Source organism: Rhodococcus triatomae (assembly GCF_014217785.1).
Classification (GTDB): domain Bacteria; phylum Actinomycetota; class Actinomycetes; order Mycobacteriales; family Mycobacteriaceae; genus Rhodococcus_F; species Rhodococcus_F triatomae.
This window is the reverse complement of the sequence record NZ_CP048814.1, coordinates 2037734-2060882: the sequence shown is the minus strand read 5'-3', so window position 1 is coordinate 2060882 and position 23149 is coordinate 2037734. Positions and strand designations below refer to the sequence as shown.

Sequence of the window (23149 nt, the reverse complement as noted above, 5' to 3'; positions counted from 1 at the left end):
TCGGGCACCCGGCCCGTGTCGCGGGTGGGTGCTGAAAAGTAACTGACCCGACGGGGTGACCGTAACCACGACGGGCACCGACGAGGATGCAGAGGAGATCGAACTCACAAAATGCGACGTATAAGCGGGGTATCCGGTAGGGAAACCCGTCGATAGCTGACCGGGTCGGCGGGCGGGACCGGGTGCGTGTTCAGCGCACGCCGACGCGCGCCTCGACGCGTGCGATCAGTTGCCGGATTCCCGCGGCCATCCGGGCGGGGTCGGCCGCGACGGCCCGGATCTCCTCCTCACGCCGCACCATGTACCGGCCGTCACCGACGTAGTCCATCCAGGAGATGTGCAGCCCGTCGTCGGTCGGCCGCCAGTCGTACGCGGGGCCGTAGAAGGCTTCGATCCGTCCCAGTCCGTCGCGTTCGCGTTCGAAGAACGCGCGGTACTGCTCGCGCGGTGACGAGATGCCGGCTGCCTGCAGGAAGGAGCGATCGGGGTCGTAGGCGATCTCGGAGGAATGCAGCCGGACGCCCTTGAGCCGACCCGGGTTCCTGGCCGGGAGGCAGCCTGCCAGCAGCGCGGGTGTCGCCGAAGGCGGGACCGCGTGGACCCGGACGTCGCCGCCGATGCGGTCGGTGGGGCCCGGGTCCTGCGACACCACCACGCCGATCTTGTCGCCGATACCCGCGTGGGCGCGGACCCGCACCCCCTGCTCGCCTGCCACATCACGGAAGCCGGAGACCTCGATCCGGATCCGCGGCTGCGCCAGGACGCCGAGGGTCCGCAGCAACGGCTCGTCGACCTTCTCGCGCACGCTCTCACGCGCTTCGTCGCGTTCGATCCGGTAGGCGTCCAGGGTCGGTGCCGTGTTGCGGTACATCACCGGGTACGGCAGCCGGTCACGGCGAATCTCGTCCTCCCACAGGAGGGCGAATTCGTGCGCCGTGAAGGACCATTGCCTGCCGGTCATCGTGCCGGCCCCGGTGCGGTCGGGTCGAAGGGCGGCGGCAGGTCCGGGACGTCGGTGTCGGCCTGTACGACGGCAGCGCCGTAGATGGTCCGCATGATGTCCGCCGCCTGCATGTCCGCCTCGTCGCGTTCGTAGTCGGCGAGTTTGACGTCCGCGAAGGAGCCCCGGTGGAGCCGGGTCGGGGACGACGGTTCCGGGATCAGCTCGACCAGGCGTTTGGCCTGGTCGAATCCCGACCAGGCCTCGTCGACCTTGTCGCCGATCATCGTGGCGACGGTGCCGAGTTCGCCCGTGCGGCGCGCGCAGGCGAGCAACCCGGACCCGGTCCCGGCCGCGGCAGCGCCCTCCCACCCGCGCAGGGCCTCGGTGACGGTCTGCACGAAGTCGTCGACAGCCGCGGTGATGTCCGCGCCCACCTCGTGCCAGGCCTGTGCGGACGCCTCGATGAGCTCCGGGGACATCGCGGACACCGCATCTCGGGCGCGGTCGAGATCCATCGCCGCGAAATTCTCCTGCGACGTGACCGCAGCCGGCACGAACGCAGCGCCCATCGCCCCACCGTCACCACGGGGTCCGTGCGGAGTGGTCATGGCGTCCCTCTCACGACTTCGCTCTGCCTACTCATCGGGGTGACGACTCCCGACCGAGGACAACTGTTCCATCAATTCGAGATCCGCGTCGTCGTACTGGTCGAAGGACTTCTTCAGGGTTTCCTCGATCCGCGCCACGACGGCGATGTGTTCGCGCAGGGTCGCCTGGATTCCTTCGGGACCGCCGAGCCTGCCGAACTTCGCGGCGAGCTCGCGCGCGGACGGCAGGTCTCCGTAGCCGTCGGACACCGCGAGCCGGGAGGCCTTCGACTCGATTCCGGTCAGCGCATCGATCAGCGCTCGGCACGCGCGTGCCAGCCTGCCCCGCGACTCGTCGTCGAGGTGCAGCGCGGTTCCCGCGCGGTCGGCCATCACGTATCCCCCGTCGGATTTGATCGGTATCTCCCGGGATCAGCTTAGCGGTGCAGGTCACAGCCGGGTATTCGGTACCGCGCTCTCTCGGGACGGGTCCGGGCTCGCGGGGGCGCCGGTTGCCTCAGGCGCCGATGACCGGGGGAGCCACCGGATCGAGGTCCCCGATCAACTCGTTCCCGTTCTCCATGTTGACCAGGTAGCTCGGAGTCTTGTGTTCCTTGTCGTCGTCGCGGGCACCGCCTCCCATGGCGCCCATGCCCATCGGCATACCCATGCCCATCCCCGGACGGCCCATCGACGGCTTCGCCGCCGCCGCACCCGCCGCGGCTGCCGCCCCGGCACCTGCGCCCGCTCCGGCACCGGGCGGGATGGCCCCGGGCACCATCGCGCCGCCCTGGTTCTCGCCCCGCTGGTCGTCCCGACGACGGGCCGCGCCGCCTCCGGCGCCACCACCGATTCCGCCGCCGCCACTCGAACCGCGTCCACCGGCACCGGCGCCGTAGACGCCGCTGGCCCCGGTGCCCGTGCCCGAACCGGCTCCCGCGCCTGCCCCGAGACCGTTCTGCGCGGATGCCGCCGACGTGGAAGCCGCCGAGCCCATACCGCTTCCAGCGCCACCTTGCTGGCCACCGGCTCCCTGCCCCGCCAGGGCGTCGACGCCCGCAGCCTGTGTGCCTGCCGCATCGTCCACACCGGGACCGCCACCGGACCCACCTGCTGCGGACCCGCCAGCGGTGCCACCGGCACCGGGGCCACTTCCTCCACCGAACCCACCGCCATATCCGGCTCCGCCACCGCCCATGCCACCGTTCGGGCCGTCCGGCTTGGGCAGACCCGGCACGTTCGTGCCCGCCGAGGTATAGCTCGGCGCATAGAGGCCGGTGAGTTTGTCGGCAGCTTGCCGTTCGGCTTCGCGGCGCCGCTGTTCGATCTCCATCATCGCCGGTCCGCTCACGGGAAAGGGCCCCATGAAGTACGGCGGAGGCGGAACGGACACCTTGACACTGCTGGCCGCATCGGACAGTTCGTCGATCTTGGTGGAGATGACCTGGACCGTCGCCTTCAGCGCGGCGCTCGGGGCGGCCAATTGCTGAGCGGCGCCCGTGGCCGCTGTTGCCGCATCGCCCTCCCATTGGGACTCGACCACGCGAGAGATCCGGGCGAGGTCCTGGTGGAGGTCGAGTTCGGAGGCCAGACTCTTGTACGCGCCGGCCAGGGTTCCGATCGAACCGGCGTCGATCGCGGATGCCTTCTGATACATCTCGACGTGCGTCATCCCGTGGAAGTTCTCCATCGCAGTGATGTACGGGGGGTCGGGTTCGAGGCCGTCCAGGGCCTGGGCGGTCTGTGCAGCCTCGGCGGCGCGGGCAGCCGTCGCCACGGGCAGAACACCGAGCGCCGCCAAAACCGTGTCGGCAGGCGAGACCGGAACCACCGGAGAGGAAGCGCCGGAAGGTGTTTCCGACGACCACGTCGCACTCTCGCCGTCGATCACGCCATCACGGTGAAGCTGCTGGACGAGCACCGACGACTCGAGTGGCGTCGGCTGGCCCACCCCATTTCCGTCCCCGAACACTGGCATCGTCGTTTCACGATCCGACATCTCTCGAGCCCCCCTCAACCATCCCGATATGACCTGACTGCACGTTGTACTGCCGCAGAACTTATGCCCCCTCGGGCAGGTAGTGCAGGAACACTCGCATCATCTCGTCCATCCCGGAGCACCGCTGTCCGGGGGGAGTGTCGGTACCGAAGCGGTCCCGCGTGATGCCGAGGGCCCCGTACGAGGTTTCGACGGTGAGCACGCAGTTGTCGATGTAACGGTCCGCCTTGAACATGGCGCGTCGGCCGTCGAGGTCGGCGTAGCTGATGTCGGTGAACCCGGCGCGTTCGTCCCGCTCGACGTACTCATCGAATGTGGTGTTCGTGGAGATGACGTTGACGCCCTTCACCCGAGGGTCCATGTAAGAGCAGGTGAGGAAAGTGCGTTCCTCACCGCCCGTCAGGTCGCTGACGGTCTTGGTGGAGGGGTCCAGCCCGGCTTGCCGGATCGCGTCGTCGGGGAGGTCGAGGCAGGGGTCGAAGATCACGTCGGGGCGGTTCGATTCGTCGGTGAATCGTGGTTCCCGGACGGTCGAGGTCGCGGCTGTCGTGGAACTGTCGCCGGATGCTTCGGTGCCGTCGGTGTTCGTGCCGCACGAGATCAAGGACAGCGCGAGAATGACTGTGATCCCGGCCGCCCCGGCCCAGCGTCGTGGTGTCACGAGGTGAATCCTCGGGAAATGGTGGCGATCTGCTGCATTACGGCACTCTCCTGATCCCCATACGCCTCGCCACCTGCCGCAAAGGCCGTCCGCATTTCCTCAACGGCGTCTCGGAACTGCACCAGCCTGTGACGAACGGAATCCGGCCCGTCGACGCCTTTGCGGCGATATCCTTCGGCGAGTTGCTGTGCCGACTCGAATCCCCCGAACCCGGACACGTCACCGAGTTCGGACGCTTCCATGATGCGTCGATCCAGCTTCGCCAGCATCCCGTCGCAGATCCCGACGAGCTCTTCGATCGTCCCCTCTTCGAGGCGCAACGGCTTCTGCCCACTCACGGTTGATCCCCCCCCACGGCTCGTCTCGCACGCGATCTCTGCGGACATGCTAGTCGACTCGAGAGACAGTTCCTCACCAGGGCAGATGCACCTAGAATCGGGCAGGTGTACCGCGAACGTGCATCCGTGTTTCCCGGCGCCGTGGTGTGGGAGAACGCCGCGGCGGTGGACGGCGACGTGCTGCCGGACGGATGCATGGACCTGATCTGGATGAACGACGAGGTCGTCGTCGCCGGGCCGGACACCCGGCCGTTCCGTGCCACCGGGGTGGTGGGCCGCCCGATCGTCGGTATGCGGTTCGCTCCCGGCGCGTTGCCGGTGCTCCTCGGTGTGCACGCGGAGGAGATCGCGAACCATCGGGTCGCGCTCGCCGACGTGCTGTCCGGCCGGGCCGGCCGCGAGTTGCGCGGGCGCATTCTCGACTCGGGCGCGCCGGCGAGAACGCTGGAGGCCTTCGCGGCGGAACTCCGCGCGGGGATCGAGCCGGACCCGCGCGTCGCCGTGATGGCGGCCGCCGCCGCCCGCGGTGCCGCCGTCGGCGACGTCGCCGACGCGGTCGGTGTCGGGGAGCGTCAGCTGCGACGGCTGGCGCGCCGGAACTTCGGATACGGCCCGAGGATGCTCGCACGGATACTCAGATTGCAGGCCGCGCTACGAATATCGGCCGGGGGAGTCCCGGCAGCCGAGGTCGCGGCGGCCGCCGGGTACGCGGACCAGGCGCACCTGATCCGCGAGTCCCGCGAGCTGGCCGGACGCACGTTCGGTGCGCTCGTGTCGGGCTGACACCGATTCAGGAATCGAGTCCCGCGAACAGATCGATGGACCGCCCGTCCGGATCCTCCACGATCGCGTACCGCTGACCCCACGGCGCATCCCACGGCGCGGTGCTGCCGAGGTGCCCGAGGTCGGTGAGCCGGCTGTACGTCTCGTCGACACCGGCTGGGCTGTGGCAGTCGAAGGCGAGGGAGAGACGGTCCTCGCCGATGGGTTCCGTCCAGCCCGGCATCAGCGAGCGGATCATTTCGGCGGTGTCCCACATCAGCCGGATCCCGCCGGGCAGGGTGTACTCGACGTGTGGCGCGGTGTCGGCGTCCGCCGGAATCTCCAACCCCAGCTCGCGGTAGAAGTCGAGGGTCTTGGCCATGTCCGTCGCGACGAGTTCGACGGCAGCGAAAGTCGGTGTCATGTCGATGACGGTAGTGCCCCGTCGCGACGCGGAATTGAAGGTTTCGGACCTGCCGCCGATGAGTTTCCCCGGCCCGTGAGGTCGGTATCAGGAGACGGCGCCGGAACCGGCGTCGGCGAGGGCAGGAGTGGTGATGGCACGAGCAGCGGCACCGGAATGGGTGATCGACGAACGCAGGGATCTCGCCGAAGTCCTGGACGCTCTCGGGCCCGAGCAGTGGGACGCGCCCACGCTGTGCGCGGGCTGGCGGGTGCGAGAAGTGGTCGCGCACATCACGATGGCCTTCCGATACCCGCTGCCGCGGTTCGTGTGGGGAATGGTCAAGGCGGGAGGGCGCTTCGACGTGATGGCCGACCGGAGCGCGCGTGCGGACACCGAGGCGCTGTCGGACGAGGAGCTGCTCGCCTGCCTGACCGCGAACCTCGCGCATCCGTGGAAGCCGCCGGGCGGAGGATTCGAAGGTGCCCTCTCGCACGACATGATCCACGGCCTCGACATCACGACGGCTCTCGGCGTGGACCGGACGGTGCCCGCCGATCGGCTCTCCCGGGTGCTCGACGGTATGTCGCCCCGCAACGTCGGGTACTTCCACGCGGACATCGCCGACGTCCGACTCGAGGCGACGGACCGCGACTGGACGTTCGGTGCGGGGACGCCGGTACGCGGCCGCGCCCAGCATCTACTGCTCGTCATCTGTGGCCGCACGCTGCCGGAAGGGCTGCTCACCGGCGACGCCGCCGACCGGTTCCTCGCCCCGGTCGGCAGCTGATCCGCTCCCGAATCAGCCTTCGGGATCAGCCTTCGGAGGCAGCGACTGCCGCGGCGGCCAGCTTCTCGTAGGCGGTCACGGTCTCCGGGGCCAGCTGATCGTAGGAGATCACCACTCCGGAACCGAGGTGCTGGTCGTACGGGATCTGCTCGATGCTCCAGATCTTGTCGCCGAGGTACTTGCGCAGCAGGGCGATGTCCACCGGCCAGCCGTTCGCGTCCTGGTTGGAGATGGTGACGACGGTGCGCTTGAGCCCGGCGTCGCCGAGCAGGCCGCCGATCGTGTCCAGCGACGACCTCATCCGGTTGAACGCATCGACGCGGCAGGGCACGGTGAGGACGATCGGTGCCTGCGAATGCTTCAGCAGGGGAGCGAGATACGGAGGCTGCAGCCGGTGGCCGACGTCGTAGACCGCGGACGCGCGCCGTGAGCGCAGGTAGTCGTCGACCGCCACGTAGTCCGCCTCGGTGGCCAGCTTGTTCCCGGAGCGGTGCAGGATCCGCGCGCTGGTCCCGGTGTGGGAGGACGCCTGGGCGAAGGCCTCGTCCGAGATGATCCCGCCGCGTGCCGATCTGAGCAACTGCTCGATACCGTTCTCCGACAACACCGAATCGGCGCCACGCTCGGCGAGGTCGCCGCCGGCCGGGGTCGCCTCCACCGCGGCAACCGAAATGCCCTTCACCGCAGCGGTGTTGGCGAGCCCGAGGGCGGTGGTGGTGCAGCCGGACCCGCCGCACACGCCGACCACCAACACGGGGACCGCCGGCTTGACCCAGATCTGCCTGCTTGTCATCTACGCGTCTCCGATGGTTGTGATGTAGTGGCGGCCGTCGATCTCGGTGGTGGTGATGATCTGGCGCGCCGTCCGCACGGGCCTGTCGCCCTCACGCGTGGACAGTTTCACCGCGAACTCGCCCGGAGCGGTCTCGGTGACCTCCAGGCAGTGCTGAGTGCCCTCCGGGATGTGATTGTCGATGCCGTCCTGGATGGCGGCGGCGTCGAGCCCCGACTCCGGTGCACCGAATGAGGCGGCCTTCACCCCGTCCCGTTCGACGTAGTAGGCGTAGTCGAAGCCGAAGATGGCATCCGCCCCGGAGGTGTGCCCGCCCGGTCCCTGACCGCTGCGGGTCGCGCCCTCCTCCGACGTCTCGCACCACTCCTCCGCGACGGCCGGCGCCGGGGCCACCTCGCTGGTCGGGCTGCCCGCCACCGGATCCGAACCGCCCGAGTTCACCAGGGCGACGGCGATACCGCCGATGAGCAGTGCGGACAGGGCGAGCCCGCCGCCGATGATCGCCACGTTGCGTCCGCGATGGCTCGGCGGCGCGGGCGCCGGGGGAGGCGCCGGGTCGGTTCCGCTCTCGGCCAGCCAGTTCGGGGGCGCCGCACTGTCGCCGAACGGGTCGTGAGCCGGGCGTGGTTCGGGCCGAGGCGTCGCTGCCGGTGTCGGCGGCGCAGGTGGTGACGCGGGCGCCGGCGAGGGCGCGGGCTTCGGTGCCGCCTTCGGTACGGGGGGCGGTGCGGGAGTCGGCGGCGTGGGTGCCGGAGGCGCGGGCTCGGCTGGTGGGCTCGGCGGTGCGGGCTCGGCATCCGGCCGTGCCGTCGCCGGGGGCGCAGGATTCGGTTCCTGCTGACGGGCGGGCCCGGGAGGAGCCGTCGGTGGGGGCGGAGTCGCCCCGCGGGAGGGCCCGGGCGGCGGTGTGGGGGCAGGGGGCGGTGTAGGGCCGGGGGGCGGCGTCGGTGGCGCGGGACGTCGCCCGGCAGGCGGGGGTGTCGCCGGTGCGGGCCGGGAAGCGGGGGGCCGGGAAGCGGGGGGCCGGGAAGCGGGCGGCGGAGTGGGCGTGGTGAACGGATCGCGCGCAGAGGGTGCCGCCGGTGCCGTCGTGCTGCCACTGTCGTCGTCCGTGGCCGTTCGGCGCGTCGGCGCAGCCTCGAAGGGTGGGTACCAGTGACCGAACCGGTCCCGTGGTCCGCCGCTGTCGTTCATGGTCGGTGATTCTTTCATCCCCGGCATTGCCTCCCCTCAATACCTCACCCGGCGACGGTCTCCTGACCCACCTGGGTGATCCGCTGTCCACCGGGCGGGCTCGCCTCCGGTCGCATCGGTGGGCTCTCCTCCGGTCGCCCGGGCGAGTTCGCCCAGGACAGGGTAGCGGACCCGGACAAATGTCGTCGTGCCCTCCGAGGGCGTCAGGTCAGTGCCGTGAGGGTGCGCAACACCCGATCGCGGGACCGTCGACCGCGGCCCGCCATCGCCACGTCGGCGGCCAGCCGTGACGCGCGTACCAGGAGTCGGGTGGGCATCCGGCGGCGGCGGTCGTACCGGCGCAGCGCGGTCCGTACGTCGGGACCGGCGACCAGGAGTCGGCCCAGGGTGACTCCGTCGACGATCGCCTCGCAGGCGCCGTGTCCGAGATTGGGCGCCATCGCGTGCGCGGCGTCGCCGACGAGGGCGACGTTGTCCCGGACGTAGGAGGGGAGCGGAGGCGACTCGTACAGATCGTGCTGCAGTGTCGTCTCCGCGGTGGCGGCGGCGAGCACCTCCCGGATCTCGGGGTGCCACGAGCCGAACCGGGAACGCACCCCGGCCAGGCCCTCGTCGTTGCCCGGTGCGGTGCGGACGCTCGCGAACCAGTTGATCAGCCCGCCGTCGCGAGGAGTGAGACCGAACAGGGCGTCGGTGTCCCACGTCTCGACGACGCCGTCGCGGTGGCCCGGGACCCACCCGCGCCAGGCGGTTCTCCCGACGTACCGGGGTTCGTGTCCGGCACCGAACAGCTGTCTGCGGGTGGGGCTGCGCAGACCGTCCGCGCCGATGATCACGTCGGCGGCGGAGAGATCCGCGATCGCGGGTGCGGGCGTCCCGAACACCGTCGCGTCTCCGGGCACGACCTCCGCCAGTGCCGCGAGCAGCGCGGGCCGGGAGAGGAGGTAGGCCGCTCCTCGGGTGTCGCCGCCGGCGACGACGCGTCCGTCCGGCCGCCGGATCTCGGCGTGGTGCTGCTCGACACCGAGACTCCGCACCCGACCCCCGACACCGATCTCGTCCAGTGCCCGGACGGCCGACGGCCACATTCCCAGGGCGGTACCGGTGGCCGGGAGCCGGTCGGCCCGCTCGAAGACGGTCACGTCCCAGCCGCGGGCTCTCAGGTACGCCGCGGCGCACAGGCCCGCGATACCGCCGCCGGCGACGGCCGCCGATCCCTTCATACCGCCCACCGTAGAGAGCCGGCCCGGGCGATATGTCGCTTCCGTGCGACTTGCCGCGTGGTTCCGACTCCGTATTTCGGTACCCGACCGAAATCCCTGCTCAGCCGACGGCACTCCGGACGTTCTCCTAGAATGGAGGATCCGGGATGTCTCGTCTTCCCGGAGCCGGACCGTCTCAGGAGGCGAGGACCCGGCCCCGCGCACCGGGGTGAGGACGCTGTCGTCCGCATCCGTTTACATGTCCGATTCGTCGCATCGACGGCGGCAATTCGAGTAATGCCTGATCAAAGGGCGATAAGTCTACCCTAAGTTGTGCCGATCTGGGGGTGCTGAATTATCGTTTTGTTTACACGGCGGACTCACAACCGTCCGCCAGGGCCGAGAACCCACGTCGTCGGGCACGAGGAGCACACCATCGGTGCCGCCGGAGCGGGGGTAGATCGGAGGTGCCGAGCACACTGTCGTGCGGCACCCGTCATTGCAAGGTGATGACCATCAGCGCTGCTGGTCGTCGGTGCGTTCTTCGGCATACGAAGGCTAGGTATGAAGCAACTTCCAGGCCCTCAGGGGCTGTATCACCCCTCGAACGAGCACGATTCCTGTGGTGTCGCGTTCGTGGTGGACATGAAGGGCCGGCCCAGCCGGGACATCGTCGAGAAGGCGATCACCGCCCTGGTCAACCTCGAGCACCGCGGTGCCGCGGGTTCCGAGCCGAACACCGGTGACGGTGCCGGCATCCTCATCCAGGTCCCGGACAAGTTCTTCCGCGCGGTCGTCGACTTCCCGTTGCCCCCGGCAGGTGCCTACGCCACGGGTATCGCCTTCCTGCCCCAGGCCGTTACCGACGCCGACGCCGCAGCCGAGGGTTTCGACAAGATCGCCGAGGCCGAGGGCCTGAAGGTGCTCGGCTGGCGTGAGGTCGCCGTCGACGACTCGTCGCTGGGCACCCTCGCCCGCGACGCGATGCCCACCTTCCGTCAGGTCTTCGTCGGCACCGAGGACGGTTCCCTCACCGGTCTGGAACTCGAGCGCCGCGCCTACGTGGTCCGCAAGCGGGCCGAGCACGAGCTGGGCACCGCCGGCGCGGGCGAGGACGGCCCCGGCCACGAGAGCGTCTACTTCGCCAGTCTGTCGAGCCGCACCTTCGTCTACAAGGGCATGCTCACCACGCCGCAGCTCAAGGGGTTCTACCTCGACCTGCAGGACGAGCGCGTCGAGTCCGCGCTGGGCCTGGTGCACTCGCGCTTCTCCACCAACACGTTCCCGTCGTGGCCGCTGGCGCACCCGTTCCGCCGCGTCGCCCACAACGGCGAGATCAACACCGTCAACGGCAACGAGAACTGGATGCGGGCCCGCGAGGCGCTCATCGACTCGGACGTCTTCGGTGGGCGCGAGAACCTGCAGAAGATCTTCCCCGTCGTCACCAAGGGAGCCAGCGACACCGCGCGTTTCGACGAGGTGCTCGAGCTGCTGCACCTCGGTGGCCGCAGCCTGCCGCACGCCGTGCTCATGATGATCCCGGAGGCGTGGGAGCGGCACGAGACCATGAAGCCCGCGCACCGGGCGTTCTACCAGTACCACTCCTCGCTCATGGAGCCGTGGGACGGCCCCGCCTCGGTGTGCTTCACCGACGGCAGCGTCATCGGTGCCGTGCTCGACCGCAACGGGCTGCGTCCGTCGCGGCTGTGGATCACCGAGGACGGGCTCGTCGTCATGGCCTCGGAGGTCGGCGTGCTGCCGATCGACCCGGCCACCGTCGTGCGCAAGGTGCGTCTGCAGCCGGGCCGGATGTTCCTGGTGGACACCGAGCAGGGCCGCATCATCGACGACGTCGAGATCAAGGACGAGCTCGCCGCCGAGCACCCGTACCAGGAGTGGCTGGACGCCGGGCTCACCCACATGGACGATCTCCCGGACCGTCCGTACACGTACATGTCGCACGAGCGAGTGGTGTTGCGGCAGCAGATGTTCGGCTTCACGAACGAGGAAGTGAACCTGCTCGTCAAGCCGATGGCGGCCAGCGGTGCCGAGGCTCTCGGCTCGATGGGCACCGACACCCCGATCGCGGTCCTCTCGGCCCGGTCGCGGATGCTGTACGACTACTTCTCGCAGATGTTCGCCCAGGTGACGAACCCGCCGCTGGACGCCATCCGTGAAGAGGTCGTCACCAGCCTGGGCGGCACCATCGGCCCCGAGCACGACCTGCTGCACCCCACCGCCGAATCGTGCGAGCAGATCTTCCTGCCGCAGCCGATCCTGCACAACGACGACCTGTCGAAGCTCATCCACGTCAACGACGACGGGGACTTCCCGAACTTCCGCAGTGTCATCATCCGCGGTCTCTACCCGGTCGCCCAGGGCGGCGAGGGTCTGCGCAAGGCGCTCGAGGACGTGCGCTACCAGGTCTCCGAGGCCATCGCGGGCGGCGCGCGTCTGATCGTGCTGTCGGACCGCGAGTCCAACGAGGTCTACGCGCCGATCCCGTCGCTGTTGCTGACCTCCGCCGTGCACCACCACCTGGTGCGCGAGAAGACCCGTACCAAGGTCGGTCTCATCGTCGAGGCCGGCGACGCCCGCGAGGTGCACCACATGGCGCTCCTCGTCGGTTTCGGTGCGGCAGCGGTCAACCCGTACATGGCGTTCGAGACCGTGGACGAACTGGTCAACACCGGACAGCTCCCGGGCCTGACGCTGGACCAGGCGATCGCCAACTACATCAAGGCCGCGGGCAAGGGTGTGCTCAAGGTGATGTCCAAGATGGGCATCTCCACGCTCGCCTCGTACACCGGCGCGCAGCTGTTCCAGGTGATCGGCCTGTCGCAGGAACTGGTCGACGAGTACTTCTCCGGCCTCGTCTCGCACCTCGGCGGCATCGGCCTGGACGAGATCGCGGCCGAGGTCGCGGTCCGGCACCGGCTGGCCTACCTGGACAACCCCGGCGAGCGCGCGCACCGCGAGCTCGAGGTCGGCGGCGAGTACCAGTGGCGCCGCGAGGGCGAGTACCACCTGTTCAACCCGGACACCGTCTTCAAGCTCCAGCACTCCACCCGCACCGGGCAGTACAAGGTGTTCAAGGAGTACACGAAGCTCGTCGACGACCAGTCCGAGCGGCTGGCGGCTCTGCGTGGGCTGTTCGACTTCCGCAAGGGTGTGCGCCCGCCGGTGCCGCTCGAAGAGGTCGAGCCCGCCAGCGAGATCGTCAAGCGGTTCTCCACCGGCGCGATGAGCTACGGCTCCATCTCGGCGGAGGCACACGAGACGCTGGCGATCGCGATGAACCGGCTCGGTGGACGCTCGAACTCCGGTGAGGGCGGCGAGAACCCGGCGCGTTTCACGCCGGACGAGAACGGCGACTCGCGGCGGTCCGCGATCAAGCAGGTCGCGTCGGGCCGCTTCGGCGTCACCTCGCACTACCTGAGCAACTGCACCGACATCCAGATCAAGATGGCGCAGGGTGCCAAGCCCGGCGAGGGCGGCCAGCTGCCCGCACACAAGGTGTACCCGTGGGTCGCCGAGGTGCGGCACTCGACGCCCGGTGTCGGCCTCATCTCGCCGCCGCCGCACCACGACATCTATTCGATCGAGGATCTCGCCCAGCTGATCCACGACCTGAAGAACGCCAACCCGCAGGCCCGCGTCCACGTGAAGCTGGTCTCCGAGGTCGGCGTCGGCACGGTCGCCGCGGGTGTGTCCAAGGCGCACGCGGACGTCGTGCTCATCTCCGGGCACGACGGCGGCACCGGTGCGACCCCGCTGACGTCCGTCAAGCACGCGGGCGCACCGTGGGAGCTCGGACTCGCCGAGACCCAGCAGACGTTGCTGCTCAACGGACTTCGTGACCGCATCGTCGTGCAGGTGGACGGACAGCTCAAGACCGGCCGCGACGTCATGGTCGCCGCGCTGCTCGGTGGCGAGGAGTTCGGTTTCGCGACCGCTCCGCTCGTCGTCTCCGGCTGCATCATGATGCGCGTCTGCCACCTGGACACCTGCCCGGTGGGCGTCGCGACGCAGAACCCGGTGCTGCGCCAGCGATTCAGCGGCAAGCCCGAGTTCGTGGAGAACTTCTTCCTGTTCATCGCCGAGGAGGTGCGTGAGCTCATGGCCGAGCTCGGCTTCCGCACCCTGGACGAGGCAGTGGGCCGCGTCGACGCGCTCGACACGTCGAAGGCGCTCGAGCACTGGAAGGGCAGCAAGGCAGGCAATCTGGACCTGTCGCCGATCCTCACCGAGACCGAGTCCGTCTTCACCGACCAGGATCCGTACTGCACGAAGACGCAGGATCACGGCCTGGAGAAGGCGCTCGACCAGCAGCTCATCGCTCAGGCGCAGCCGGCGCTGGAGCAGGGCACGAAGGTCACCATCGACACGCACATCACCAACGTCAACCGCACGGTGGGCACCATGCTCGGCCACGAGTTGACCAAGGTGTACGGCGGCGAGGGACTGCCGGACGGCACCATCGACATCACGTTCACCGGCTCCGCCGGAAACAGCTTCGGCGCGTTCGTCCCTCGCGGCATGACGCTGCGGTTGCTCGGTGATGCCAACGACTTCGTCGGCAAGGGCCTGTCCGGTGGGCGCATCGTGGTGCGTCCGCCGCTCCAGACCGCCGAGGGATTCGTCGCCGAGGACAACATCATCGCCGGCAACGTCATCCTGTTCGGCGCCACCAGCGGTGAGGTACTGCTGCGCGGCGTCGCGGGAGAGCGCTTCGCCGTACGCAACTCGGGTGCCACCGCGGTGGTCGAGGGCGTCGGTGACCACGGGTGCGAGTACATGACCGGCGGCAAGGTGGTCATCCTCGGCAAGACCGGACGCAACTTCGGTGCCGGCATGTCCGGTGGCGTCGCGTTCGTCTACAACCCCGACCGCGACTTCGAGGCCAACCTCAACACCGAACTGGTCGACCTCGAGGATCTCGAGGGCGACGACTACACGTGGCTCAAGGGCGCCATCGAACGGCACCGCGACGAGACCGGCTCGGAGGTTGCCGCGCGCATCCTCGCCGACTGGTCGCAGCAGGTGGCGCACTTCGCGAAGGTGATGCCACGCGATTACAAGAAGGTACTGATGGCAATCAAGGACGCCGAGATTCGTGGCGCCAACGTCGACGAGGCGATCATGGAGGCAGCTCGTGGGTGATCCAAGCGGCTTCCTCAAGCACGGTTCGCGGGAGTTGCCGGTTCGCCGGCCCGTCCCGCTGCGTCTGCTCGACTGGAAAGAGGTCTACGAGGACTTCCCTCAGGACACTCTCCGTACCCAGGCGAGCCGGTGCATGGACTGTGGTATCCCGTTCTGCCACCAGGGATGTCCCCTCGGGAACCTGATTCCCGAGTGGAACGACCTGATCTACAAGGATCGGTGGCGCGACGCCATCGACCGGCTGCACGCGACGAACAACTTCCCGGAGTTCACCGGTCGGCTGTGCCCCGCACCCTGTGAGGCGTCGTGTGTTCTGGGGATCAACCAGGATCCGGTCACCATCAAGCAGGTCGAGGTCGAGATCATCGACCACGCCTTCGACGAGGGCTGGGTCACCCCGGTGCATGCCACCCACCCGACCGGCAAGAAGGTCGCCGTCGTCGGTTCCGGGCCGGCGGGTCTCGCTGCGGCACAGCAGCTCACGCGGGCCGGGCACTCGGTGACGGTGTTCGAACGTGCGGACCGCATCGGCGGCCTGCTGCGCTACGGCATTCCCGAGTTCAAGATGGAGAAGCGCCACATCGACCGTCGTCTGGCGCAGATGGAAGCGGAGGGCACCACCTTCCGGACCGGCGTGGACGTCGGCGTCGACATCACCGCCGCCGAACTGCGCGAGCAGTTCGACGCCGTGCTGCTGTCCGGCGGAGCGACGGTGGCCCGCGATCTGCCGATCCCGGGCCGCGAGCTCGACGGCATCCATCAGGCGATGGAGTTCCTGCCGCTGGCGAACCGGGTTCAGCTCGGCGACGACATCGTGGACGCCGACGGCCTGCCCCCGATCAATGCCAAGGGCAAGAAGGTCGTCATCATCGGTGGCGGCGATACCGGCGCGGACTGCCTGGGCACCTCGCACCGTCAGGGTGCGGAGATCGTGCACCAGTTCGAGATCATGCCCCGTCCGCCGGAGACTCGTGCCGAGCAGACCCCGTGGCCGACGTACCCGCTCATGTACCGCGTGTCCTCCGCCCACGAGGAGGGCGGCGAGCGCGTGTTCTCGGTCAACACCGAGGAGTTTGTCGGTGCGGACGGCAAGGTCACCGGTCTGAAGGCGCACGAGGTCGAGATGGTGAACGGGCGGTTCGAGAAGGTGGAGGGCTCGGACTTCGAGCTCGAGGCCGACCTCGTCCTCCTCGCTATGGGCTTCACCGGCGCGCAGAAGGAGGGCCTGCTCTCCGAGCTGGGCGTCGACTTCACCGACCGGGGCAATGTGGCCCGGACCGAGGACTGGGCGACCAACGTCGACGGCGTGTACGTGGCCGGCGACATGGGCCGCGGCCAGTCGCTCATCGTGTGGGCCATCGCCGAGGGCCGCGCCGCCGCGTCCGCGATCGACGAGTATCTCGAGGGCGCGTCCGCGCTGCCGCGTCCGGTGGTGCCCACCAGCGCGCCTCAGCGGTAGTTCGCGGAAGTCGCACCCCGTCCACTCACCACCCCCTTGCTGGCACAATGTCACATAGTTTCGATCTGACGAAACCGGTGTGACATTGTGCCGCAAGGGGGTTTTGGTGTTCCCGAGGCCGGGTGCGCGCGAAGGGTAGCGGTGGCCGGGTCGTACGACCAGCGAACGGCGACGGTGATATCTTTCCTGAATCGCTCACGAGCAAGGGGGAGGACTTCAGTGACCGAGTTCAACTTCGGACCGACTGATCCTGATGACGAATTCGGTGACTACGCCCGCGACGACACGGTGCGGGTGGCTCCGCCGGTGCCGTCGACCGGCGGGATCATGATGGACCTGGCAGCGGATCGGCTGCCCCAGGACATCTCGCTACTTCCACACTGGATCGAAAGTGTCGATCCGACGAAGGTGGGTGGGCTACTGCTGGGGTCCTACCACCAGGCTTTGGGTGAGCTCGGTCAACGGTACATCGATGCGGGTATGGCACCGCCGTCGGCAGTTCCACCGAGGCGGCATGTCATTCCCCATCTGTTGCGGACGGACAGCCTGGGGGAATATCGGGAAACTTCGAGTCGATTGTTGGGGTCGGCCACAACGGTCGGCTGCTCATCGGTGTTGGGTCGAGCGGACACCCCAGTCATTTCGGTTACCGCGGACAGGACGGGGATATCCGCGATCGCTGTCGACAGCGAATGGGTGTCAGGGACGCAGGAGATTTCTCTGCGATCCGAGTTCCTGTACGCGGTCGATGCCATCCGTCGACAGCGACCGGAACTGGTCGAGGAAGGCCGGTATGCCGAGACGAGTGACCAGGAGCTGGAAGATCTCAATGTCGAACATCTACGCCGACTGAACGGAGTCTGAGCCATGTCGAAATCCTTGGAAGTCTCGATCGAGCGCCTCTACGGTGCCGGCAACGGGTGGAACGCAGTGGGGACGGAGCTGTCCGTCGCCAGGGGAAAAGTGGAATCGGCGAAATACTCGCGGTTGCAATTCGGGCTCTTCCAGATCCCGTGGGACAAGTACACCGGCACTGCCCAGTACATCAACGATCGCCTCGGTGAAGGCGTGGTCGTCGCCGGCGAGATTGAGGGAACGTTGAAGAAGGCAGCCGACGACTACGCGACCGAAGAGGGAGTCTTCGTGGACAACCTGGAGAAGGTCGATCCTGAGAACACCGATCTGAAGAAGATGGAAACCGAAGTTCCGGGTCCGTAAATCAATTCTGGGGGTAAAACGGTGGCATCCAAAGATCAGTTGGACAAAGCTACTTCAGACTTCGAAGAAGCGCAGAAGGACTGGGAAGGCGTTCCCGATCGTCTGAACAGTGCGGTAAACAATCTCAAATGGGTAAGCCCCACGACCTGGGCTGCAGTGACTGGAACGCGCGACGACGCCCAAGCGAAATTGGCCGAACTGTTCGATAAGCTGAAAGAGGCTGCGGAGGGGATAGCCGCGCCGTTCACGTTCGTGGAACGCAAGGCGGAATGGAATTCCATCGCGGCCACTGTACGGTCCGCCCGCAATCATCAATCTCGGCCCGAGGTGAACCTGAACGGGTATTGGGAGGGTGTCGCGAAAGATCGATACAGCGCCGTCCAGGGATATCAGGATCAGGCCCTCGACACCCTCGAAACCATGTGCTCGAAGGTGAGTGACAGCTTCGAGAAGCTGTCGGATTCGGCTTTCGAATTCTATTCCAATGTCGTCACCGGTATTGTCGACTACTATTCGACCGTCGCGGCTGCAATCGCTAAAATCCCCACGATCGTCGGGGCGCCCTTCGCGGTCTCGGACATCGTGGATGCAGTGGGGGCGGCAGTCTCGCTGATGGTGAGACTCATCGCGGACCTGCTCAAGGTGGTCAAGGATCAGATGACTGTGGCAAACGACCTGAAGAACATCTCGGACAAGCCCTTCGGTTTCCCTGACGATCAATGGCCGAAGTCACTGTCCCACACGTACTCGGACGCTTCGTTGCAGGATGACACCCCTCACAAGCGGGATTGGGCGGCCGCCGGATGAGGACTGATGCCCGGTCGCTCGTCGCGCTGGTCCTCGTCCTCGGTGGAGCCGTCGGTGTAGCTGCGTGTTCGGGGGGATCCGGGGGTTCGTCATTGTCGGACGCGGAGTTCTGTGAGCGGTCCGGTGAGTTCCTCGAGGACGGATGGAATGTCGGCAATCCGGACGCGAAGGTCGAGGAGGGAACCGCTTCGGACGACGGTCGGGTAGGGACGTCCGTGCTGTGCGCTTTCACCGGTGACGACGACTTCGGTGGCACCCTGCTGGTGTCGAAGTCATCGCAACCGCTGACGATCGCGGGAGCTTCCGAGAGGGTATCGGTGGGAGCCGACGTCGTCGCCGTCGAGGATCGTGAGTCGTATCAGCCGCAGTTCGTCGTCAGAATCGACGACTGGAACGGCAAGATGACTCTCTCGTCCACCGAACCGAGTAGAACGCAACCGAGGGCCGATCCGCCCACCGATGCGCAGGTCCGCGCCGCGGCGCAGGCGTTGGTGGATGCCGTGCATGCGGTAGCGGGCTGACCCCTGCCCCGTCGTCCCCTGCGGTAACACCCGTCACATTGCACCCACCCCCTCGCGGCACGATGTCACATAGTTTCGATCTGACGAAACCGGTGTGACATTGTGCCGGAGGGGGTTTGGGGTATCTCGGGGTGGTGGGGGCAGACGACGGAGCGGGGTGGGGGAGCGCGTCGAGCGCACGGCGAGGGAGATCATTCCCTGGTAACTTCCGTGTGCCTGTTACGCAATATCCCGGACACGTATCGCTGAAAGCATCCACACACATGAAGAGAGTCGCCGCGCTGCTGTCCGCAGCGGTCGCCGCCACCGTGCTCCCCCTCGTCGCGGCTCCGGCCGTCCAGGCGGACCCGAGTTGTCCGAGCCTGCACGTCGTCGCGGTGCCGGGCACCTGGGAGACGTCGACGAAGCCGGACGCGCGGCCCGTTCCCGGCATGCTCTCGGCGGTGACCGGTGGCCTGCCGAAATCCGTGCGCGCCGACTACGTCACGTACGCAGCCACCGCCTTCCCCTGGGAGGGCGAGGTGTACGGCAGATCGAAGAAGCAGGCCGTCGACCACGCGCGCGGCATGATCGGCGACATGGCCGCGGCGTGCCCCGGTACCGACATGGCGCTCATCGGATACAGCCAGGGCGCCGACGCGGCAGGGGATCTGGCCGCGGAGATCGGCACCGGTCTCGGGGTGGTCCCGCCGGAGAAGCTCGTCGGGGTCGGGTTGATCTCGGATCCGCGGCGGGCCGAGAGCGACACCCTGATCGGACCGCACGTGCCCGGCAACGGCGCGTCCGGCCCGCGGATCGGCGGGTTCGGGTGGGTCGGCCACAACACTGTGACCTTCTGTGCCGCCGGCGACCTCTACTGCTCCACCGAAAAGGACGACTTCGTCACCCGGCTGGCCGGATTCATGGCACAGACGTCGGGCAGTCCCGCGGCCGCCGTCGGCGCATTCCGCGGCGATGCGCTGGCCCTGTGGGGAGACCTCGCGGCGGCCGGTGGTCTTCCTGCACTGATGATCCAGCTCGACGAGAACGCCAATCGCGAGCGAGTCGAACAGCTCCGTTCGTTCTACGGGTCTCAGGTGCACCAGGACTACTCGACGTACGTCGTCGATTCGTCCGGGAACACGGCACTCACGTGGTTGCGAGGGTGGTTGCGCGACAAGGCGTGACGGATCGGTGTGGTCAGCGGACCGTGACGGAGCTCGAATGCCAGCCCGTGGCCCCGTCCGGGATCGGCGGTACCCGATCCTCGGGCTGGGTGTCCCCGGTCCCGTCGGTGGCGCGCACCTCCAGCCGGTGCAGGCCCGGTGTCGCGTCCCACTCCCACGTCCACTGACGCCAGGTGTCGATCGAGTACTCCGGGGCCAGTGTCGCCTGTTGCCACGGTCCGCCGTCGACCCGCACCTCCACCGCCTCGACGCCACGCTGCTGCGCCCACGCGGTCCCGGCGACCGTCACCGGGCCGGCCGTCACGGGCGCGAACGCCGCGGGGACGTCGATCCGGGAGGCCGTCTTGATCGGCGCCCGCACGCCCCAGCCGCGCTTGGTCCAGTAGGCCTCGGCGCGGTCGAATCGGGTGAGCTCCCAGTCGACGACCCACTTCGTCGCCGACACGTATCCGTACAGGCCGGGTACCACCTGCCGCACCGGGTACCCGTGTTCGAGGGGCAGAGGTTCGCCGTTCATGGCCACCGCGAGGATCGCGTCCCGGCCGTCCCGTAGCGCTGCCACGGGGGTGCCGATGGTGAATCCGTCGACGCTCTTCGACAGCAGCATGTCGGCGTCGGCATGCACCCCGACCTCGTCGAGCAGGTCCTGGATGGGGTAGCCGATCCAGCGGGCGTTTCCCGCGAGTGGTCCACCGATCTCGTTGGACACACAGGTGAGGGTGATGATCCGTTCGACCGGCGTGCGGGCGGTGAGATCGTCCCAGTCGAGGGTGATCGGCCGGTCCACCAGGCCGTGGATCCGCAGCTGCCATTCGTCGGTGGTGAGTTGCGGGACCTGGAGCGCCGTGTCGATCCGGTAGAACTCGGCGTTGGGGGTCACGAACGGGGTGGCTCCGACCGGCGCCAGATCGGTGCCGACCGGGATCGGCGGTGCCGGAGCCGCCACCCGCGGGATGAGGAACAGCCGCCGGTTCTCCGCGACCGAGGCGATCCGTCGTCCGAGTTCACGACCCGCGACTCCCGCCGCCGCGGCCACCGTCGCGCCGGCGCCGAGCAACAGGATGAACTGCCGGCGCGGCAACCGGCGCACCTTCCCTCCCGGTGCGGGCCGCGAATGTTCCTCGCTGGTGGGTTCGGCGTCGAGGGTGTGTATCAGCAGTCGCAGGAGGACGATTCCCGCAACGACGCCCACGATCGTCGGGACGGCGTAGGTCCAGGTGGCGGTGGGGCGACTCAGGGCCGCGTAGACGCCCACCGCGCCGAGACCCGCGAGGACGAGACTGCCCACGGGGCGTCGGCGGCGCTCGAGCAGACCGGCCGCGATCGAGGCGACCACGATGAGCAGCGTCATCCCGATGAACAGGGCCGGCTTGTCGTTGGTCCCGAACGTGTCGATCGCGAACTCGCGTGCCCAGGCGGGACTGCGATCGACGGTGGTCGATCCGACCGCGTAGAACGGCGAGGCCGCCGGAGCCACGGCGACCGCGACCAGTTCCCCGACACCCAGGACGGTGGCAGCCGCGACCACTCCGCTCAGCGCACGGGCCACCAGCCGTCGACGAGGTCGGCCCGGCGTGGTTCCGGTGTCGTCGTCAGTGGCGGAGTCGACATCCACGGTGCAGTCCTCCCCGCGTCACGGACCTCGGCCCGGTGTGCCGGGGTCTCACTGACGATTCGGTGCCGACCGTTGCCCGGATGGGTACGCGCCCGCACGATGCGGCGACGATGTTGCACCTCGGGACCGCACCGGTCAGGATCGTCCGGTGATCGGATACGAAGCGACGGTGTCGGTGCGCTGGTCGGACATGGACGCGTTCCACCACATCAACCACGCACGCATGGTGACCCTCCTCGAGGAAGCCCGGATCGAGTGGCTGCTCGAGGCGGGTGGCGAGGAGAACGCCTCGTTGATCAAGAGCGCATTCATCGCGGACATCCATGTGAGGTACCGCGGGCAGTTGCGGCACGCGGACAGCCCGCTGCGAGTGACGATGTGGATTGCCAAGCACCGCGCCGTCGACTTCACCATCGCCTACGAGGTGCGCTCCGGCAAGGCCGCGCCGACCGATCCGCCCGCGGTCACCGCGACCACGCAGATGGCCGTCGCCGACGTCGAGGCCCAGCGCCTGCGCCGGCTCACCGCGGAGGAGAAGGCGTACCTGGAGACCTGGACGCGGTAGGGCTACTCCAGTCCGAACCTCGCGGCCACGCGGCTACCGCCCGGGGCGATCCGGTTCCACACGTACCCGAACCGCGCTTCCGGAGTGACCGGCAGGACCGACTTGCCGGACTTGACCGCCTTGACGATCTGCGCCGCCACCCGGTCGGGGGTGTAGTTGCGCTTGTCGTAGAAGCGATCGGTCTTCTTCTGCAGCTCCGCCTCCTTCTCGGCGGACACCCCGGCGAACCCGGTGGTCTTGACGATGTTGGTGTGCACGATGCCCGGACAGATCGTGGAGACGCCGATCCCGTGTGGAACGAGTTCTCCCCGAAGGCAATCCGAGAACATGTACACGGCTGCCTTGCTGGTCGCGTACGCGGTGAGCATCTTCTGCGGCGTGAAGGCGGCGGCCGACGACAGGTTGACGATCTGCCCCCCGGTGCCGCGTTCGATCATCATGGGCGCGAATGCGCGGCAGCCGTAGACGACACCCCAGAAGTTGACGTCCATGACCTTCTCGAAGGCGTCCTGCGGTGTCGCGGTGAAGGTTCCGGAATAGCCGATCCCCGCATTGTTGACCACGACATCGGGCACGCCGTGCTCGGCGCGGACCACCGACGCCAGCCGCTGCACCCGGTCCTCGTCCGCCACGTCGACCGCGTAGGCGTACGCGCCGCCACCGAACACGGCCGTCGCTCCCCGGTTCGCGGCGTGCTCGTCGACGAGAGCGACGGTCTGCTGGGCGGTCTCGAGGTCCCGGTCGGCCGCGACGACGATCGCGCCCTCGGCCGCGAACGCGAGCGCCGTCTCGCGCCCGATACCGCTCCCCGCGCCGGTGACGACCACGAGCGCCCCCTCGAGGTCCCGCAGGCGCCTCCTCTTCTTCGCGCCCGACCGCCAACTCCTGATCTCGCTCCACCGGCTCATGCGTACATCTTGGTGGAGTCGCGGCGTCGAGTCGAGAACTCGGCCGGCCGGCCTG

The 23149-nt window shown here is 68.3% G+C and carries 23 protein-coding genes; 11 read left to right on the top strand and 12 right to left on the bottom strand.

All coding sequences use genetic code 11. The annotated features are described in order from the left end of the window. Positions 1–190: 190 nt before the first annotated feature. The 6 genes from G4H71_RS09690 to G4H71_RS09665 all read right to left on the bottom strand — a co-directional run bounded on the left by G4H71_RS09690 (position 191) and on the right by G4H71_RS09665 (position 4576). A complete protein-coding gene (locus G4H71_RS09690; RefSeq protein ID WP_072740242.1) occupies positions 191–961 on the bottom strand; it encodes an ESX secretion-associated protein EspG in 771 nt (256 codons plus the stop codon). Next, positions 958–1551: a hypothetical protein gene (locus G4H71_RS09685; protein ID WP_072740241.1), complete on the bottom strand. Its 594-nt coding sequence runs from the start codon at positions 1549–1551 to the stop codon at positions 958–960. The genes G4H71_RS09690 and G4H71_RS09685 overlap by 4 nt, the downstream gene beginning before the upstream one ends. A gap of 27 nt (positions 1552–1578) precedes the next feature. Continuing rightward, positions 1579–1923, bottom strand: a complete 345-nt coding sequence (locus G4H71_RS09680) for a hypothetical protein (RefSeq protein WP_072740240.1) — start codon at positions 1921–1923, stop codon at positions 1579–1581. Between the two features lie 124 nt (positions 1924–2047). Beyond that, complete coding sequence (locus G4H71_RS22790; protein ID WP_185280459.1) at positions 2048–3421, bottom strand: hypothetical protein; 1374 nt, start codon at positions 3419–3421, stop codon at positions 2048–2050. 169 nt (positions 3422–3590) lie between these two features. Then, a complete protein-coding gene (locus G4H71_RS09670; protein ID WP_169847139.1) occupies positions 3591–4190 on the bottom strand; it encodes a DUF3558 domain-containing protein in 600 nt (199 codons plus the stop codon). Continuing rightward, positions 4187–4576 carry a hypothetical protein gene (locus G4H71_RS09665; RefSeq protein ID WP_072737531.1) on the bottom strand — a complete coding sequence of 130 codons (390 nt, stop codon included), beginning with the start codon at positions 4574–4576 and terminating at the stop codon, positions 4187–4189. The genes G4H71_RS09670 and G4H71_RS09665 overlap by 4 nt, the downstream gene beginning before the upstream one ends. 57 nt (positions 4577–4633) lie before the next feature. Here G4H71_RS09665 and G4H71_RS09660 point away from each other — a divergent pair, with 57 nt between their 5' ends. Further along, positions 4634–5311 carry a helix-turn-helix domain-containing protein gene (locus G4H71_RS09660; RefSeq protein ID WP_072737530.1) on the top strand — a complete coding sequence of 226 codons (678 nt, stop codon included), beginning with the start codon at positions 4634–4636 and terminating at the stop codon, positions 5309–5311. A gap of 7 nt (positions 5312–5318) precedes the next feature. Here the strand turns inward: G4H71_RS09660 and G4H71_RS09655 are convergent, their stop codons facing one another. Continuing rightward, positions 5319–5714 (bottom strand): VOC family protein, encoded by a 396-nt coding sequence (locus tag G4H71_RS09655; RefSeq protein ID WP_072737529.1) that lies wholly within the window; start codon positions 5712–5714, stop codon positions 5319–5321. Between the two features lie 133 nt (positions 5715–5847). On the opposite strand from G4H71_RS09655, the gene G4H71_RS09650 reads away from it, so the two are divergent. Beyond that, positions 5848–6483 (top strand): maleylpyruvate isomerase family mycothiol-dependent enzyme, encoded by a 636-nt coding sequence (locus tag G4H71_RS09650; protein WP_072737592.1) that lies wholly within the window; start codon positions 5848–5850, stop codon positions 6481–6483. 25 nt (positions 6484–6508) lie between these two features. Here the strand turns inward: G4H71_RS09650 and G4H71_RS09645 are convergent, their stop codons facing one another. Next, on the bottom strand, positions 6509–7276 hold the full coding sequence (locus G4H71_RS09645) for a CpaE-like family protein (RefSeq protein WP_072737528.1): 768 nt from the start codon (positions 7274–7276) through the stop codon (positions 6509–6511). Continuing rightward, complete coding sequence (locus tag G4H71_RS09640) at positions 7277–7783, bottom strand: DUF8176 domain-containing protein (RefSeq protein ID WP_072737527.1); 507 nt, start codon at positions 7781–7783, stop codon at positions 7277–7279. Between the two features lie 116 nt (positions 7784–7899). On the opposite strand from G4H71_RS09640, the gene G4H71_RS09635 reads away from it, so the two are divergent. Next, on the top strand, positions 7900–8205 hold the full coding sequence (locus G4H71_RS09635) for a hypothetical protein (protein WP_072737526.1): 306 nt from the start codon (positions 7900–7902) through the stop codon (positions 8203–8205). A gap of 468 nt (positions 8206–8673) precedes the next feature. On the opposite strand, the gene G4H71_RS09630 is transcribed toward G4H71_RS09635, so the two are convergent. Further along, positions 8674–9693: an FAD-dependent oxidoreductase gene (locus tag G4H71_RS09630; RefSeq protein WP_072737525.1), complete on the bottom strand. Its 1020-nt coding sequence runs from the start codon at positions 9691–9693 to the stop codon at positions 8674–8676. A gap of 543 nt (positions 9694–10236) precedes the next feature. On the opposite strand from G4H71_RS09630, the gene gltB reads away from it, so the two are divergent. The 7 genes from gltB to G4H71_RS09595 all read left to right on the top strand — a co-directional run bounded on the left by gltB (position 10237) and on the right by G4H71_RS09595 (position 20006). Further along, positions 10237–14835: a glutamate synthase large subunit gene (gene gltB / locus G4H71_RS09625; protein WP_072737524.1), complete on the top strand. Its 4599-nt coding sequence runs from the start codon at positions 10237–10239 to the stop codon at positions 14833–14835. Continuing rightward, complete coding sequence (locus G4H71_RS09620; RefSeq protein WP_072737523.1) at positions 14828–16294, top strand: glutamate synthase subunit beta; 1467 nt, start codon at positions 14828–14830, stop codon at positions 16292–16294. Before gltB ends, G4H71_RS09620 begins: the two co-directional genes overlap by 8 nt. A 219-nt stretch (positions 16295–16513) precedes the next feature. Next, a complete protein-coding gene (locus tag G4H71_RS09615; protein ID WP_139183224.1) occupies positions 16514–17158 on the top strand; it encodes a hypothetical protein in 645 nt (214 codons plus the stop codon). A 3-nt stretch (positions 17159–17161) separates the two neighbouring features. Continuing rightward, positions 17162–17512 carry a hypothetical protein gene (locus G4H71_RS09610; RefSeq protein WP_072737522.1) on the top strand — a complete coding sequence of 117 codons (351 nt, stop codon included), beginning with the start codon at positions 17162–17164 and terminating at the stop codon, positions 17510–17512. A gap of 21 nt (positions 17513–17533) precedes the next feature. Continuing rightward, positions 17534–18319 carry a phage tail family protein gene (locus G4H71_RS09605; RefSeq protein ID WP_139183225.1) on the top strand — a complete coding sequence of 262 codons (786 nt, stop codon included), beginning with the start codon at positions 17534–17536 and terminating at the stop codon, positions 18317–18319. Then, positions 18316–18840, top strand: a complete 525-nt coding sequence (locus G4H71_RS09600) for a hypothetical protein (protein WP_139183226.1) — start codon at positions 18316–18318, stop codon at positions 18838–18840. The genes G4H71_RS09605 and G4H71_RS09600 overlap by 4 nt, the downstream gene beginning before the upstream one ends. A gap of 263 nt (positions 18841–19103) precedes the next feature. Further along, on the top strand, positions 19104–20006 hold the full coding sequence (locus G4H71_RS09595) for a cutinase family protein (RefSeq protein ID WP_072737519.1): 903 nt from the start codon (positions 19104–19106) through the stop codon (positions 20004–20006). A gap of 13 nt (positions 20007–20019) precedes the next feature. Here the strand turns inward: G4H71_RS09595 and G4H71_RS09590 are convergent, their stop codons facing one another. Next, a complete protein-coding gene (locus tag G4H71_RS09590) occupies positions 20020–21558 on the bottom strand; it encodes a molybdopterin-dependent oxidoreductase (RefSeq protein WP_083343059.1) in 1539 nt (512 codons plus the stop codon). A 211-nt stretch (positions 21559–21769) separates the two neighbouring features. On the opposite strand from G4H71_RS09590, the gene G4H71_RS09585 reads away from it, so the two are divergent. After that, positions 21770–22186, top strand: coding sequence for an acyl-CoA thioesterase (locus G4H71_RS09585; protein WP_072737517.1), 417 nt, complete (start codon positions 21770–21772; stop codon positions 22184–22186). Between the two features lie 2 nt (positions 22187–22188). Here G4H71_RS09585 and G4H71_RS09580 read toward each other — a convergent pair whose 3' ends face one another. After that, on the bottom strand, positions 22189–23094 hold the full coding sequence (locus G4H71_RS09580; RefSeq protein ID WP_072737516.1) for an SDR family NAD(P)-dependent oxidoreductase: 906 nt from the start codon (positions 23092–23094) through the stop codon (positions 22189–22191). Between the last annotated feature and the right edge of the window lie 55 nt (positions 23095–23149).